The sequence below is a fragment of the Pseudomonas flavocrustae genome, from assembly GCF_029872515.1.
Lineage (GTDB): Bacteria > Pseudomonadota > Gammaproteobacteria > Pseudomonadales > Pseudomonadaceae > Chryseomonas > Chryseomonas aestiva.
Genome location: NZ_JAPDIQ010000011.1, coordinates 13,796 through 28,591, shown reverse-complemented (window position 1 = coordinate 28,591; position 14,796 = coordinate 13,796). Strand labels below are relative to the sequence as shown.

The following is a 14,796-nucleotide window of genomic DNA, read 5'->3' as shown; positions in this document are numbered from 1 at the left end:
TCCCCCGGCCACCTCTGCAATTCCAGGCGTTCAGACCACAAGAGAGGCGAAACTGCAGGAACCTGAGCGGATTTTTTGGTTGGCGGCGGCCTTACAGCCGGGGCGCATAGCGCTCGATGGACGCTGGCAGGGCCCAGCCGGCGGCGAAGGCCAGCACCAGCACCACCAGTGGCAGCAGCACCCACCAGGTCCGCGTCGGAATCGGCTCCAGGCGATTGCCGCCGGTCTTCTGCAGCAGCGCCAGGCTCAGGCCGCAGAAGCCCCCGGCGAGCAGGGCACCGGCGAGGACGTCTGTGGGCCAGTGCACGCCCAGGTAGACGCGGCTGAGGGCGATGAGTACCGCTGGCAGGGCAGCGATCACCAGCCAGGCGAGGCGCCCGCGCGGACCGTAGCGGCGCCCGACGAGGATGCCCAGGGTCAGGAAGAAGGCGAAGGAGGCCGAGCTGTGGCCGCTGGGCAGGCTGTAGGTGGTCAGCGGCTCGGCGAGCACGTCGGGGCGGGCGCGGGCCAGCAGATTCTTCAACTGGCCGTTGGCCAGGGCGGTCCCCAGGGTGGTGCCCAGGGCGAACAGCAGCGGGCGCCACTGGCGGTAGGCGGCCAGCACCAGGATCAGCACGGCGGCCAGGATCAGCTGGGTGCGGAAATCGCCCATGCGGGTGATGACCACGGCGACCAGGTTGAGCCAGCCTTCGCGATGCTCCTGGACCAGCGCCATCAGGCCTTCGTCGAAGGCGCGCAGGTGGTGCCAGCCGAACAGCAGCGCCAGCAGCCCGGCCAGGCAGAGGGCGCCGCTGATCAGCGTGGTGCCAGCGCGCTCGCGCCAGGCGCCATGGGCCACCACCGTCAGCAGCACCGCCGCACCACCGAAGACGATGCCGGCCTGTTGCCAGAAGCCCTCCGGCAGCGGCAGGCGGAAGGCCGCACCGGTCACCCAGCCCGGGCCGAGATAGGCGATGGACCAGCCGGCGGCGGCCACCAGGCTGACGCTGACGAATTTGACCAGGGGCATGTCGAGCATGCCGGCGATCAGCGGCAGCAGCGGGCGCAGCGGACCGATGAAACGACCCACCAGCAGACTGGCCACGCCGTATCTGTGGATGAAGCCCTCGGCCGAGCCGATCCATTCCGGATGGGTGCGCAGTCCGGGCAGACGGCGGATGCCTTCATGGAAGCGCCGACCGATGAAATAGGACACCGCGTCGCCGAGGATGCCGCCGAGAAAGCCCAGCAGCAGGGTATCGAAGAGGTTGAGCGCGCCATTGCCGGCGGCGATGGCCACGGCGAACAGGATCACCGTGCCGGGTACCACCAGCCCGGCCAGGGCCAGGCACTCGAGAAAGGAGATGATGAAGATGGCCACGCCCAGCCACTGGTGGTGCTGGTTGATCCACTGGGTCAGGCCGTCTAGCAGTTCCGTCATCGAAAGGCTTCCTGGGGCTGGGGGTTGCGTCCTCAGACCCATGGAGAAAGCCTTGGTTGCCTCAAGGACGCGGATCGAGACGCAACGCCTCGGGGCCGGGGGATTGTAAATCGCGCTCGGGAATTTCCCAGACCAATAACTGTGGCGGGGTTTGTCGGAAGGCGGGACTGGCGAAGTAGTCGCGCGCCGCGCCGGCGAAATGCCCGCCGTCCTTGGCGAAGCGCCCGACGCTGGCGCCCAGGGCCTGCTCCAGGAACGGCAGGAAATTGGAATTGCGCGAGAAGGAAGTGCCGATCACCGCGACGTTGGGCAGGTCGCCATCGCCGAACAGGTCATCGCTGGCCTCGGCCGGGGCGCGGCTGTCGACCTGGGTCAGGCGCAGCACCTCGGGGGCGGTTTGCAGGCGTGGCGGCAGCCAGTCCAGGCCGGCCAGGCGCACCAGGTCTCCGGGGCGCGGTGCCGGCGCCAGCAGCGTGCGAGCGAATGTCCGTGCCGGGCTGGCCTGGAAGGGCAGCGCCTGGATGCGCAGCGCCAGGGCGCGGGCCGCGGCCTCGGCACCGGCCTCGTTCCAGTGGGTATCGGTGCGCAGGAAGGCGGCGCTGCCCAGGGGCGTGAGTGCCGTGGTCAGGTCGAGCACCGGCACGCGCGCGGCACTCAGCATCCGCGTCCAGTCGGCGACCCGGTTGGCGAAGGCAGCGGGGCGTCGCAGTCCGCACCGCTGGTCGGCGGCGATGCGACTCTTGTCCGGCACCACGGCGACCAGCAGCTGGATGTCCCGGGCGGCCAGTTGCTGGCGCAGCTCGATCACCGTCTGGGCGCGGGCCCGGGCATTAACGTCGGCGTGGCGCGGGACCTCGAGTTCTTCGGCGAGAAACAGCCACCCGGGGCAACCCTGGCGCACCCGCGGTCCGCTGTCGCCAAGCAGCAGCCAGCTGGCGCCGCGCTCCAGGCGGGCGGCCGCTTCCGGCAGCGGCGCCTTGGCCAGTTCCTTGGCGATGTGGTGGGTGAGCTCGCCTTCGAGCAGGGCGTGGCGATCCACCTGTTCCGGCCAGAGCGAGAGGCGATCGGTCAGCAGCGCCCAGGCGCAGGACAGCAGGCCGATCGCCAGGAATAGGGCGAAGACCACCCCGGCGAGCGGGGCCAGGCGTATGCTGCTGGCGCTGGGCGGCTGGGGTGCGGGTGAGGGCGGCAGGGCGGGAGCGCTCATGACGGCGGCCTCAGAACTGGAAGTAGAGGAAGGGCACGGCTTCGCGGCTGGCGATCAGCGCGAAACAGAGCAGGAAGCCGGCTACCGGCCAAAGGGCACCGACACCGCGCAGCAGGGCGCTACCGGGCAGACGCGCCTCGATGCGCGCCTGCCACAGCGGGGCCAGGACGCAGGCCACGCCCAGGGCGGCGGCCAGGCCGTGCACCGGTCTCAGGGTCACGGCCAGGGCATCGCCCAGGGCGAAGCCGTGCAGGCCGAACTGGCCGGCGTACATGGACAGCGCCGTGGCGAAGTTCGGCGCGCGGAACAGCGTCCAGGCCAGGGCCACGAACAGCAGGGTCAGGCCATGGGCCAGGAGCCGCGGCAGCGGGCGGCCGCCGAGTTCGTCCCAGAGCCGGTCCAGGCACAGCGCCAGGCCGTGCAGCATGCCCCAGAGCAGGTAGTTCCAGCTGTCGCCGCCGTGCCAGAGACCGGCGATGGCCATGGTCAGAAAGAGGTTGCGATAGGTGCGCCAGCGACCGCCGCGGTTGCCGCCCAGGGAGATGTAGAGGTAGTCGCGCAGCCAGCTGGACAGTGACAGGTGCCAGCGCCGCCAGAAGTCCTGGATGCTGCGGGCGAGATAGGGCCGGTTGAAGTTTTCCGGGAAGTGGAAACCCAGCATCAGGCCCAGGCCGATGGCCATGGCGCTGTAGCCGGCGAAGTCGAAGAACAGTTGCAGCGAATAGGCCAGGCAGCCGATCCAGGCGTCGGCGAAAGACGGCTGGTCAAGGTGGAAGGCCACATCCACCAGTGGCGACAGGGTGTCGGCCACCAGCACCTTCATGCACATGCCGATCATGAAACGGCGCGCGCCGAGGGCGAAATTCTCGCGATTGAACCAGCGCTGGTTGAGTTCGCGGCGCACCCAGTCGTAGCGGATGATCGGCCCGGCGATGGAATGGCCGAACATGGAGATGTAGGTAGCGTAGTTGACGAAGCTGCGCTCCACCGGGACCACGTGACGATGGACATCCACCAGGTAGGAGATGGCCTGCAGCACGATGAAGGACAGTCCGGCCGGCAAGGCCACCTTCTGCCAGTCCAGCGGCAGGGCGCCGGCGCTCACCAGCACCTGGCTCCAGGTGGCGGCGACGATGTTGGCGTACTTGTACCAGCAGAGCACCGCCAGGTTGATCACGATCAGCCCGGCGAGCAGCCGCAGCCTTGCTCGCGAGCCTTCGCGCGCGCCATCCACCAGCAACCCGCCGACCCAGGCCAGCAACGCCAGGGCCATGTGCAGCAGCAGGAACAGCGGACTCAGCCAGCCATAGAACAGCCAGCTGCCCACCAGCAGCACCCCGTTGCGCCCGCCGGGCCGCGCCAGGGCATAGACCAGCAGGAACAGCGGCAGGAAGAGGGTGAGGAATTCCAGCGAGGCGAAGACCATCGAGCGGCTGTCCTTAGTGGGCGATAGCGTCCTGGGTGGCGAGCAGCCGCGGACCGCTGGCGCCGGGCAGCAGCAGCACGCTGTAGCGCTCGCCGGCCTTGAGTTCGCCCAGGTCCAGCGCCTCGCCCGTGGCCTGGCCGGCACAGGTCAGCTGCACCTTGAGCGCCACGGCGTTGAGGCTGCGGCGCTGCAGGGTGCCGTCGACCACGTTCTTGAAGATCTCGGCATTGCGCCCGACCGCCTGCAGACCCGGGCTCGCGCACTGCGGATCCAGGCTGTAGAAGGCCAGCGAGGCCTTGAGGGCGTTGAAGTCGTCGGGTTGCTCGCGCACCAGGCGTTGCGCCAGCGGCGTGCCGGGCAGGACCACCAGGGTGGCGAATTCACCGGCGGCCACGGTCAGCTCAAGCAGCGCCTTGGCCGCGCCCTGGACCAGTTCGCCCTTGATCGTCTTGGTCGCCGGCACGGTCAGGTAGTCGGAGACCGGCTTGCCGGCCTCCAGCTGCAGCCGCGCGGCGGAGCCGGAGGCCTGCAGCGCCAGGGGCTGGCTGCCGGCGTTGACGAAGCGGAGGAAGGCCGAGTCTTCGCTGGGACCGGTGGGGTAGAGGGACACCTCGGCCTGGGCGATCCCGCCCACCAGCAGGCCGAGCAGCAGCAGGGCCTTCACTGGGCGGCTCCCTTGAGCTTGTCGGCGGGCAGCTTGTTGAGGGCGTCGACGATGGCCGAACTCCAGGACTTGTAGCCCGGACCGGTCAGGTGCTGGCCGTCGATGGTCGCCCATTGGCCGGGCTTGGCGAAGCTCAGCGAGTCGATGTAGCTGCAGGGCGCGACGTTGCTGGCGAGGAAGCCGGACATCAGCTTGACCCGCTCGAAGGTCTTGCCGTACTTGCCGCCCTCGGTGCCCCAGGTCGGGCCGACCCAGGCGCAGTGGGTCTTGGTGGCGGCGATGGCCTTGGTCAGGCTGGTGGTCTGCTGCCAGACCCAGGTCTTGGGAAAGCTCGGATTGGTGTAGCTGGCCATGGTGTCACCCATGACGATCAGCACCAGGTCGGGCTTGTCGGTGGCGATGAGTTCACTGATCGGCTGGGTGGCGGCCTTGCCGCCAAGCACCACGGCCTTGTCGCCGTTGCGCCGCTCGGCGCCGCCGCAGGTGCCGGGGGTGACCTTGAGCCAGTCCCCGGCGTTGGTGCCGCAGATACCCAGGGTGTGCACCTTGGCGCCCTGTTGCACCAGGCTGTCCTGCAGGGTGCCGATCAGGTAGTCGGGCGTGGCCAGGTGGCTGTCGCCGATCATGAGAATGGTAAGGCCGGTGAGGAGGCTGGCTGCCATGGGAGCTCCGTGAATCAGTTGTCGTAGGGGGAACGATAGGGACTGACCGGCAGGGCAAGTGCACGGTCCTGGGGTTCCAGCGTATAGCGCAGATAGACGCCGCCATTGAGCTGTTGGAAATCGCGACCGTTGTCGACGCCGAGGTTGCCGCCGACGAACAGCTGGCGCCCGAGCTGGTACTCGGTGGCGCCATGGAGGCTGTAGCCGAGGCTGGTCTTGTTCTGCCCGCCATAGACCGCCGGGGCGCCGAGCGCCTGGCTCGCCGCGGCCTGCAGCCGGGCGTCGGTCGGGTAGAAGTCGGCGCCGTCCTGCACGATGCGCTGCACGCCCACCGCGCCGCGCAGCTGCCAGGTCCAGCGGTCGGTACGCTGCGACCAGGTCAAAGGCACGCCCAGGGCATAGAAGCGCTGCGGACTGAAGTAGCCGCCATGGCCGTAGGTGAAGAAGGCCTGGTTGTTGTCGTAGGCGATGCCGGTGAGGGACAGGCCCAGGGTCAGGCGGCTGTCTTCGCTGTTGATCAGATAGCGATACAGCCCGGTGCCCAATTCGGTGCGGCTGTTGTCGGCGACATGGTTGCCCAGCAGCCGGTACCAGGAAGCATAGGCATAGGCGCCGAACTGGCTGTCGTCATAGCCGAGCTGGCCGCGCACGCCGTTGGCGGTCACGCCGCCCCATTGCTGACCGGTACGAGTGTCTTCGCTGCCGGCAAAGGAGGTCAGGCTGTCGATCACCGCCCGGCGCGAGGCGGAGAGGGTATAGCGGCTGTGGTCGGTCAGCGGCCGGTCCAGGCTTACCCCACCCACTGGCGTCGAATAGAGAAAGCCCAGGGGCGTGGTGCCGGCGTCGGCCTTGAGGCCGAGCTGCGGATCGCTGTAGGCCACCGCCAGGCCGACGCCGCTGTCGCTCTGGCTGCCCGGTGAACCCTCCGGCGCGGCCTGGGTGGCGGCCGGACCGCCCCCGAAGCGACTGCGGGCATCGCGGCCGACGCTGCCAGCGTTCAGGCTGACCGGGGTCACCCGCACGGCCAGGCGCACGTCGCCCAGCGGGAAGTCGATCTCCAGTGGCGCTTCCACGTCGGTGAGCTTGCCGAGGCCGCGCTCGTTATCGTTGCTGCGCACGGTCAGGCCCTGGGTGATCCGCGCGCTGCGCGTCTGCAGCAGGTCGTCGAGGGCGCGTTCGGCGGCGCTGTCGCGCGGGGCCTCGGCTACGTCCGCTGGCGGGGCGGTCTTGGCCGCCACCAGCAACTGGTCGGCGGTCGGCGGAATGGCCTGGCTGGCGAGCGTGGCGCTACCGCGTCGTGGACCGAAGGGATTGGCGGGTGCATCCGCCAGGGGGCGTGCGGTTTCGGCATCCCGGCGCTGCACGGCAACCACCTGACGCAGCAACTCGGTGGCCCGGCCTTCCCGGCCCAGCTGGCGATAGAGGCGGGCGGCATCGGTCAGCACCGCCACGTCGTCGGCGCCCAGGGCGACAGCGCGATCCAGGGCGCGTTCGGCAAAGGCGGTGTCTCGTGCGCGCACGGCGGCATCGGCCGCGCCCAGTTGCAGGCGGGGATTGTCGGGCGCGCGGCGCAGTAGCGGTTCATAGAGCCGTAGCGCCTTGTCGGCGTCGCCATTGGCGAGGTAGAGCCGCGCCAGGGCGGTGTTGACCAGATCGTCGTCCGGGCGCTGGGCAAGGGCCGGCGCCAGGGTGTCGTAGGCGGTCACCAGATCGCCACGCTCGCGCAGCTGGTCGGCCTGACGCACCCGGTAGCGATAGAGCAGGTCTTCATAGCCCTGGCGCTGGGCGGCGCTCAGGCGCTGACCCTGGAGCTCGTGCAGCAGGGCGTTGACCTCGTCGTCTGCGCCACTGCGCAGCAGCACCTCGCCATATTGCAGGCGCAAGGCGGGATCGGGCGTGTGCTCGCGGGCCAGGACATCGCGCAGCAGGCGCAGACCGCGCTCGACGTCGCCTGCTTCGGCATAGGCCGCCGCCAGGCCGCCCAGGGCCGCGGCGCGTTCGCCGGCCTGCGGTTCCAGGGTTGCCAGCTGGCGGCGCGCGGCTTGCTGCTGGCCGCGGCGGGCCAGGTCGCGGGCGGCGCTGACCTTGGCGTCGAAGTCGAGATCGGCGGCCAGGCCGTTCATGGCCGGGCTGCGCTGGGCCGACGGGATGCGACCGAGCAGCTCGCGCGCCGCCGCGGGATCGTTCTGCTCCAAGGCGAACAGGGCGCGTACATAGAGCGCCTCGGGACGCTGGGGATCCTTGGCCAGGCCGCTGTCCAGGGTCTGGCGGGCGGCCTGGGCCTGGCCCTGACGCAGCTGCAGACGGGCCAGGGCAAGCAAGGTCCAGACATCGTCCGGATCGGCACGCCGGGCGTCTTCCAGGGCGCGCCGGGCGCCCTGGAGATCGCCACGGCCTTCGGCCAGTTTGGCTTCCTGCAGGGCCTGGGTGGCCTTGAGCCGATCCAGGTTGCCGAGCTTGGCACGCTCGGCTGGCGTCAGGGTGTCGAGCAGGCGCAGGGCCTCGGCGGGACGATCGCTTTCGGCGAGCAGGTCGATCAGGCCACGACGGGCTTCGAGATTGCGCGGATCCTGCTGCAGGATTCGCCGATAACCGGCCTCGGCGGCATCCAGTTGGCCGGTCTGGGCCTGCAGCCCGGCCAGGGCCAGCGGTGCCTCCGGACGCTTGGCATCCAGCCGCAGCGCCTGCTCCACCCGGGCGCGGGCGGTAGTGAAGTCGTTGGCTTGCTGGGCCTTGCGGGCCTGGGCGAGCAGGGCCCAGTAGCGCACCTCGGCCAGGGGCGCCTGCCAGCGCGCACCGCCCGGTTGGCGGCTGGCGCGGCTCAAGAGATCCTCGGCGTCGCTGAAGCGCTCCTGGCGCTGGCGGACGATACCCAGTCCGCCCAGGGCGTTGGCATCGTTAGGGGCCGTCTTGAGGCGTGCCTGGAAGGCGCTTTCGGCCTCGCCCAGCTCATTGCGGCGCAAGGCTTCGATGCCGCGCGCCAGTTGCGGATCAAGGCCGCCGCTACGGCTCAGGGCACGGCCCTTGTCCAGCTGGGCGCGCAACTCGGCGTCATCCGGATGCTGGCGCAGGTAGGCCTCGAACAGCGGTGTCTCGGCCGGACCAGGCGGACCGCTCCAGACCAGCGCCTGACGCCAGTATTCGGCGGCCTCACCACCGATGTCCTTGCGCGAACTGAGCTCGGCCAGGGCCTGGATGCCGCGACTGCGACTGGCCGGGAAGCGCGCCAGGTGCTTGGCCTGGATCAGCATCAATGCCGGATCCTGGGGCCGCAGCTTGCGCAGGCGTTCGATACCCGGACCGGCTTCCTGCCACCCATTGGGGGTATAGGCGAGGATGTCGTAGTACTCCCGCGCCAGATCGCCCTGGGGCGGCCGACCGGCGAACAGCTGGCGATAGAGCGCCAGTGCCTGTACGGGCTTGTCTTCGCTGACGAGCTGGCGGGCATCCACCAGGCGCTGGGGGTTGTCGCCACTGGCCAGGGCGATGTCCTGTTCCAGTTGCAAGGCCTGCTGGGGCAGGGGTTTGAGCGCCTGCAGGCGACGCAGATAGGCCTGGGCCGCTGGCAGACGCGCAGCCTGTACCTCGATCAGCCCCAGGCCGTACAGCGCCTCGGGCTGCTGCGCATCCAGTTCGAGCAGCTTGTTCCAGGTCTCCTGGGCGCGGGGCGCGTTCTTGCGCGCCTGCCAGAAGTGACCCTGCTCGATGAGCAGCGTTTCGGGGGTGCCGGCCGCCAGGGCCAGCGGTGGCAGCAGCAGACCGGTCAGCAGGGTAGCCAGCAGCGGTGCACGGGTCATGGTCTAGCGCTCCAGCCGCTGACGGGCACGGGCGCGCAGCGCCGCATACAGCAGGCCGGCCAGCAGGGCCACGCCCAGGGCGCTCAGGCCCAGCATCAACAGGGGATGACGCGCCAGCTGCCAGCGGACATAGAGCAGCGGCCCCAGGCTGCCGACGTGATAGGTCTCGTCGGCTACCAGGCTCTCCACCTGCTGACCACGCACCATGGCCAGGCTGCCCTGCAAACCCTGGGCATAGTCCTCCCGGGTGGTGAGGGCGCGGCTGATGTCGGCCAGGCCCTCCGGGCGGGATGCGACCAGGGCCACCACGCTGCGACCGCTCTTCAGCGGTGACTCGAAGCCGGCCACGAAGGCGCCACCGGCACCACCACTGGCGCTCAGCGCCGCGCGGCTGCGCTCCAGACTGATCTCGTTGTCACTGCTGAACCACTGGCGCACCTTGAAGGCCAGGTCGGAAACCTCGAAGCGCTGGCCGTTGCCGGCGAAGCCGGCCGGCAACTGGGCGGCCCAGCGTTGCAGCAGCGGCTGGTCGGCGCCGCTGGCGATCAGCAGCAGGTCCTTGTCGGCCAGGCCCTCGACCTCGCCAGCGCGGGCCACCGTCACCGCGGCGGCGGGATAGCCGGTGGAACTGCCGAAGCGGCCGAGCACGTTCAGGTAGGTGTCGATTTCCGCCGCGCTGGGGGTGTCGGGCAGGATCACCGCGGTTTCGCTCAGATCGGCCAGGCGGGTGAAGGGAAAGCCGCTGTCCTTGAACACGCCCAGGTTGGGCAGGGCGATGAAGTGCCGATAGCCGGACAGGTCCAGGGTGGAATCCGGTTCCAGGGTGCCGCGCATGTTGTCGATGATGACGTCGCGGCATTCACCCTGTTTGAGATAGTCGTACATGAAGCGGAATTGCAGACGCGCCTGCAGGGCTTCGCCATCCAGCGGCAACCGCACCTCGGCTTCGCGGGGCAACTCCTCGTCCTTGATCAGACCCAGCAGGCCCTGGCTCAGGTGCTCCTGGGACGGCAGGGGAATGGACTGCACGAAACGGTCGTTGAAGCTCACCAGCAGCGAGGAATTGGTCGCTACGGGCTGAGGGGTGTAGCGGTATCTGAGGTGCAGCGGCAGGCCCTGGTTGCGCCAGAGGAACAGATCCGGCGGCAGCCTCAACGGCACGGACACGGTACCCGGAGCGTAGCCGGAGACGGCGAGCTCCTTGGGCGTCGCCAGCTCGCCCAGGCGCACCGGACGATCGCTGGGCAGCCAGTTGGGGGCATCGTAGGGCTTGCGCGGCTGCAGCATCTGCAGGGTGTCGATGGTCATGCTCTGGCCAGCGAGGGTCTGATGACCGAGCGCCACGGCGGCGGCCGCGCGTTTGAGTTCGTTGGCATCGCGTCCCGAGATGACCAGCAACTGGCCCTGGGGATCGAAGGGATTGACCAGGATATCGACCCGCGCCCCCGCCGGTGCCGGCAGGCTCAGGCCCAGGGTCTTGGCACGTTCCTCGCTGGTGACCAGCACCACGGCATTGCCCTTGGCTGGCAGGGCGGTCTGGCTGCTGGGAAAGCGCGCGCCGCGATAGCTGGCCAGGGCACTGAACCAGGACGACAGGGTACCGGCGGCTTCCAGGGTGCCATTGTCGGCCGCGCCGGCGATGACGAAGGGCAGCTCCAGCTGGCGGGCATCGCGGCGATCGAAGAACGGCTGCGGCAGGCGTGCCAGGTCCGGTGCCAAGTCTAGATGGCTGACCTGGATATCCAGGCGGCTGCCGTTGCTCACCTTGGCCCAGAGACTGGAATGCAGCGGATCTTCGCACTGCATGGTGTAGTGGCCGATCAGCTGGATGCTCAGCCGATTGAATTCGGTGATCAGCCGCGGCGGGATGTCCACCACCCGGGTCTGGGGCGTGCCGGCGGTTTCCTTGGGCAAGGGAATGCTGGCCGCGACCTCGTCGTTGACCAGCACATTGAGCTGGGACAGCTCCGGCAGCAGCGCCGGGGAATAGGTGTAGTTCAGCGTCACCTTGGCGGCGCTGACGATCTCGTCGGCGCGGACGTCGAAGCTGACCCCGTCGCGGCTATCGATGCCGCGCAGGTTGAAGGGATAGACCGCGCCGAGCTGCTTGAAGCTGTTGTCGTAGCCAGTGCCGGCCACCGCTACCGGGGGAGCGGTCTGGGCCAGGGCAAGGGTGGGCGCGCCGGCCAGGGCGACAAGCAGGAGCGGGGCGAAGCGGAGCGACACGGTCATGGGCGATCCAGGGGAGCGGTAGAAGGGGGTGTCTTGCGCCAGGAACGGCTGCTCACCCGCCAGAGGTTGCGGTTGAGGTCGGCGACGCCGCGCAGGCCGATCAGGCTGACCTCGCGTAGCGAGCCCAGCAGGGAATCCGGACGGTGATTGCCCCAGGCCTCGGCCCAGAGGTCGGCCCGGGAAAAGGTCATGCGTACCAGTTCGCGCTGTTCGGTGACGCTGAGGTCGCCGAAGCGAGTGCCCACGGCACCGGCGCGGCTGAAGGCCACGGTGGCGGGAAAGCGTCGGCTGCGGCCATTGCGACTGAGCTCGACCTGGACCGCACAGCCCTCGGGCAGCTGGACACCCTCGGGCAGCTTCAGCCCCAGGCCGCTCTGGGAAAAGTCCAGGGTGCTGCAGTCCAGGCGGCTGCCATCGGCGAGGATGAGTCCGGCCGGCAAGGTGGCGGCCACGCGGGGTTCGGCGCGCACCTGACGTGTCTCGCTCGCCACGGCCACCGCGGCACTGGCGATCACCAGGTTGTAGAGGGTCCAGACCAGGTTGATGGCGACCGTGGTCACCGCCTCGGGATCGCCGAAGAACAGCCGGCCGATGCCCACCCCCAGGCCGAGCAGATTGAGCGCCAGCAGCGCGATGTAGGGGCGCGCCAGCTCCCAGTCGAAGTAATCGCTGGCGATGATGCCGCCCTTGTCGGTCACGTTGAACTTGCCCAGCCGCGGGTTGATCAGCGCCAGCAGCGTGGGCCGCAGGATGTACCAGGCCAGCACCGTCTCGTAGACCTCGTTCCAGAAGGAATGGCGGAATTCGCCCTGGATACGCGAGTTGGTCAGGTTCGAGTGCAGTACGTGAGGCAGCACGTAGCAGGTGATCAGCAACGCCGAGGCGTGGAAGATCTGCGCACTGAACAGCAGATAGGCCAGGGGCGCGGTAAGGAACACCAGGCGTGGCAGGCCATAGAAGAAGTGCAGCATGGCGTTGAGGTAGCAGAGCCGCTGCCCGAGGGCGAGGCCCTTGCCCAGCAGCGGATTGTCCGTACGAAAGATCTGCGCCATGCCGCGGGCCCAGCGGATGCGCTGGGCGATGTGCCGCGACAGACTCTCGGTAGCGAGACCGGCGGCCTGGGGAATGCCCAGGTAGGCCGTGTTGTAGCCCAGGCGATTGAGTTTCAGCGCGGTGTGAGCGTCCTCGGTCACCGTCTCGGTGGCCACCCCGCCGACCTCCTCGAGCATCGAGCGGCGAATCACCGCGCAGGAGCCGCAGAAGAAGGTGGCGTTCCACAGGTCGTTGCCGTCCTGCACCAGGCCGTAGAACAGTTCGCCTTCGTTGGGCACGGTGCGAAAGGTCTTGAGGTTCTTCTCGAAGGGGTCGGGGGAAAAGAAGAAGTGCGGCGTCTGCAGCATGGCCAGCTTGGGGTCCCTGAGGAACCAGCCCAGGCAGACCTGCAGGAAGGAGCGCGTCGGTACGTGATCGGCATCGAAGATGGCGACGTACTCGCCATCGGTCACCTTGAGCGCTTCGTTGAGGTTGCCGGCCTTGGCGTGCTCGTTGTTTTCCCGCACCAGATAGGAGACTCCCGCCGTGGCGCAGAAGAGGCGAAAATCCTCGCGCCGGCCGTCGTCGAGCACGTGGACCCTGAGCTTGTCACGCGGCCAGTCGATGGCCTGGGCAGCCAGGATCGACAGCTTCACGATGCTCAGGGCTTCGTTGTAGGTGGGGATGAAGACGTCCACGGTTGGCCAGGTGAGCGGATCCTCCGGCAGCGGGACCGGGGTGCGGCGCAGCGGCCAGATGGTTTGCAGATAGCCGAACACCAGCACCGCCAGGGCATAGAGTTCGGCGGCCACCAGTCCGTAGCCGAGCACCATCTCCAGCGGCGTCTCGAAGCCCAGGGTGCTGGTCAGGCGCCAGTAGAGGTAGCGCAGTGACGCCAGCAGCGACAAGAGCACCAGCGCGATCACCGGCAGCCGCCCGGGCAGCCGGCGCAGCAGCAGGGCCGCGCCGAAGCAGCCGATGGCGAACAGCGCCTGCTCTTCCAGTGCCAGGGGCACGCTCACCAGCAGAACGCCCAGCAACGCGGCGGCTGTCCAGGCCAGCAGTTGCAGCCACAAAGGCGCCGCTGGCGGGGTGGACGTTGCCTCGGCAGCACGCGCCGCGCGGCGCTGGCGAACCTGTTCCAGGCGGTCGAGAAAGCTCATGGCTAGGCGCGCGCGGCGTGCAGCGCGGGCGAGCGGCGATCGCCCAGCAATTCCTCGCCCAGCTCGGCCAGGCCGCGTGCCCAGGCATCCTGGACGCTGGCCAGGCCCTGGCCCAGCGCCAGGGCCTGTTCCAGGTCGGGGCTTTCCGGCAGAACACCCAGCAGGCGTTCGCCCCAGGAGTGCGCCACGATGGCGGCGATATCCTGGCTCAGGGGCCGGGCGGGATCGACCCGGTTGAGCAGGTGCAGCGGAGTGACCTGACCGCTGCAGCGCTGCCACTGGCGTTCGAGGCGCGGCAGACTGGCGTAGCCGGTCGCATCCGCGGTCGTTACCCCCAGGATCCGGGTGGCCAGGGCCATGGCCTGACGACTCAGAGGCGTCGAGCCGGTGGGGCAATCGAGGATCACCAGGGTATCGGCCGGGACGTCCAGCGCCTGCAGGCGTCGGGTCAGCCACTGGGTGTCGGTGGCCAGGGCCTGTTCCAGGGCCTGGAGATCCAGCTCGTCGGGAGCACCGAAGGGCACCAGGCGCAGGCGGTCGTCCACCGCCAGACAGACGGAGAGCGGCGCCCTGATCGAGCCGGTGGTGGACGAAGCTTCCTGCAGCAACAGCGAAGACAGCACGTTCTGGCTATCCAGCTCCACCAGCAGCACCGGTTGACCGCTGCGGCTCAGCGTCTGGGCCAGCCCCGCGGCGATGACCGTCTTGCCCGTGCCGCCGCGCGCCGACATCAACGCCAGGACCGGATTGGCCAGTGGCGGCAGCGCGCGACTCAGCGCCTGATCCAGGGCGACGACCGCCTGGCTGGCCTGGCGGCTGCTATGCAGCTGCGCCAGCTCTCGCGACAGCGGAGGCAGGGCGCCCGGTTCCGCCTGGCTGGCCGCCTCGGCCATCGTGATGACCGCTTCGCCCTGGGCGCTCGGCACGATCTGTGGCTGTGGCTGTGGCTGTGGCTGTGGCTGTGGCTGCGACGCGGCCGGCGGGGTCGCTTCGTGCAGCGCCGGCTCGGCTGTTTCGAACTCATGGTAACGCTGGGGATCACCGCCGAAGGAGCGGAACAGATTGGCAATATCCAGCGAACGGACCATGGCGGATTCCGAAAAGGTGAAGGGTTTGGGCAGGTGCTTGACGTCAAAATTATGGCTAAAAGCCATCAGGTGTCATTTTTTGCGGATACTGTCACGCGGAGTTCG

The 14,796-nt window shown here is 69.0% G+C and carries 9 protein-coding genes; all 9 read right to left on the bottom strand.

Features of this window, described 5'->3' with window-relative positions:
• Positions 1-91 precede the first annotated feature (91 nt).
• Complete coding sequence (locus tag OMP44_RS20850; protein WP_280310962.1) at positions 92-1,420, bottom strand: bifunctional DedA family/phosphatase PAP2 family protein; 1,329 nt, start codon at positions 1,418-1,420, stop codon at positions 92-94.
• A 61-nt stretch (positions 1,421-1,481) separates the two neighbouring features.
• Positions 1,482-2,627 carry an alginate O-acetyltransferase AlgX-related protein gene (locus tag OMP44_RS20845; protein ID WP_280310960.1) on the bottom strand — a complete coding sequence of 382 codons (1,146 nt, stop codon included), beginning with the start codon at positions 2,625-2,627 and terminating at the stop codon, positions 1,482-1,484.
• A 10-nt stretch (positions 2,628-2,637) separates the two neighbouring features.
• Entirely contained in the window at positions 2,638-4,053 is a 1,416-nt protein-coding gene (locus tag OMP44_RS20840; protein ID WP_280310958.1) for an MBOAT family O-acyltransferase, read from the bottom strand.
• 13 nt (positions 4,054-4,066) lie between these two features.
• Positions 4,067-4,717 (bottom strand): alginate O-acetyltransferase AlgF, encoded by a 651-nt coding sequence (locus OMP44_RS20835; RefSeq protein ID WP_280310955.1) that lies wholly within the window; start codon positions 4,715-4,717, stop codon positions 4,067-4,069.
• Complete coding sequence (locus OMP44_RS20830; RefSeq protein ID WP_280310953.1) at positions 4,714-5,379, bottom strand: SGNH/GDSL hydrolase family protein; 666 nt, start codon at positions 5,377-5,379, stop codon at positions 4,714-4,716. The genes OMP44_RS20835 and OMP44_RS20830 overlap by 4 nt, the downstream gene beginning before the upstream one ends.
• 14 nt (positions 5,380-5,393) lie before the next feature.
• Positions 5,394-9,176 carry a cellulose biosynthesis protein BcsC gene (locus OMP44_RS20825; RefSeq protein WP_280310951.1) on the bottom strand — a complete coding sequence of 1,261 codons (3,783 nt, stop codon included), beginning with the start codon at positions 9,174-9,176 and terminating at the stop codon, positions 5,394-5,396.
• A 3-nt stretch (positions 9,177-9,179) separates the two neighbouring features.
• Positions 9,180-11,408 (bottom strand): cellulose biosynthesis cyclic di-GMP-binding regulatory protein BcsB, encoded by a 2,229-nt coding sequence (bcsB, locus tag OMP44_RS20820; protein ID WP_280310949.1) that lies wholly within the window; start codon positions 11,406-11,408, stop codon positions 9,180-9,182.
• A complete protein-coding gene (bcsA, locus tag OMP44_RS20815; protein WP_280310947.1) occupies positions 11,405-13,603 on the bottom strand; it encodes a UDP-forming cellulose synthase catalytic subunit in 2,199 nt (732 codons plus the stop codon). The genes bcsB and bcsA overlap by 4 nt, the downstream gene beginning before the upstream one ends.
• A 2-nt stretch (positions 13,604-13,605) precedes the next feature.
• Positions 13,606-14,757, bottom strand: coding sequence for a cellulose synthase operon protein YhjQ/BcsQ (locus OMP44_RS20810; protein WP_280310944.1), 1,152 nt, complete (start codon positions 14,755-14,757; stop codon positions 13,606-13,608).
• Positions 14,758-14,796 lie beyond the last annotated feature (39 nt).

Bases quoted from the DNA above. Each gene is read 5' to 3' on its own strand.
- OMP44_RS20850 (WP_280310962.1), bottom strand. From the start codon at position 1,420: ATGACGGAACTGCTAGACGGCCTGACCCAGTGGATCAACCAGCACCAC.
- OMP44_RS20845 (WP_280310960.1), bottom strand. From the start codon at position 2,627: ATGAGCGCTCCCGCCCTGCCGCCCTCACCCGCACCCCAGCCGCCCAGC.
- OMP44_RS20840 (WP_280310958.1), bottom strand. From the start codon at position 4,053: ATGGTCTTCGCCTCGCTGGAATTCCTCACCCTCTTCCTGCCGCTGTTC.
- OMP44_RS20830 (WP_280310953.1), bottom strand. From the start codon at position 5,379: ATGGCAGCCAGCCTCCTCACCGGCCTTACCATTCTCATGATCGGCGAC.
- OMP44_RS20825 (WP_280310951.1), bottom strand. From the start codon at position 9,176: ATGACCCGTGCACCGCTGCTGGCTACCCTGCTGACCGGTCTGCTGCTG.
- bcsB (WP_280310949.1), bottom strand. From the start codon at position 11,408: ATGACCGTGTCGCTCCGCTTCGCCCCGCTCCTGCTTGTCGCCCTGGCC.
- bcsA (WP_280310947.1), bottom strand. From the start codon at position 13,603: ATGAGCTTTCTCGACCGCCTGGAACAGGTTCGCCAGCGCCGCGCGGCG.
- OMP44_RS20810 (WP_280310944.1), bottom strand. From the start codon at position 14,757: ATGGCTTTTAGCCATAATTTTGACGTCAAGCACCTGCCCAAACCCTTC.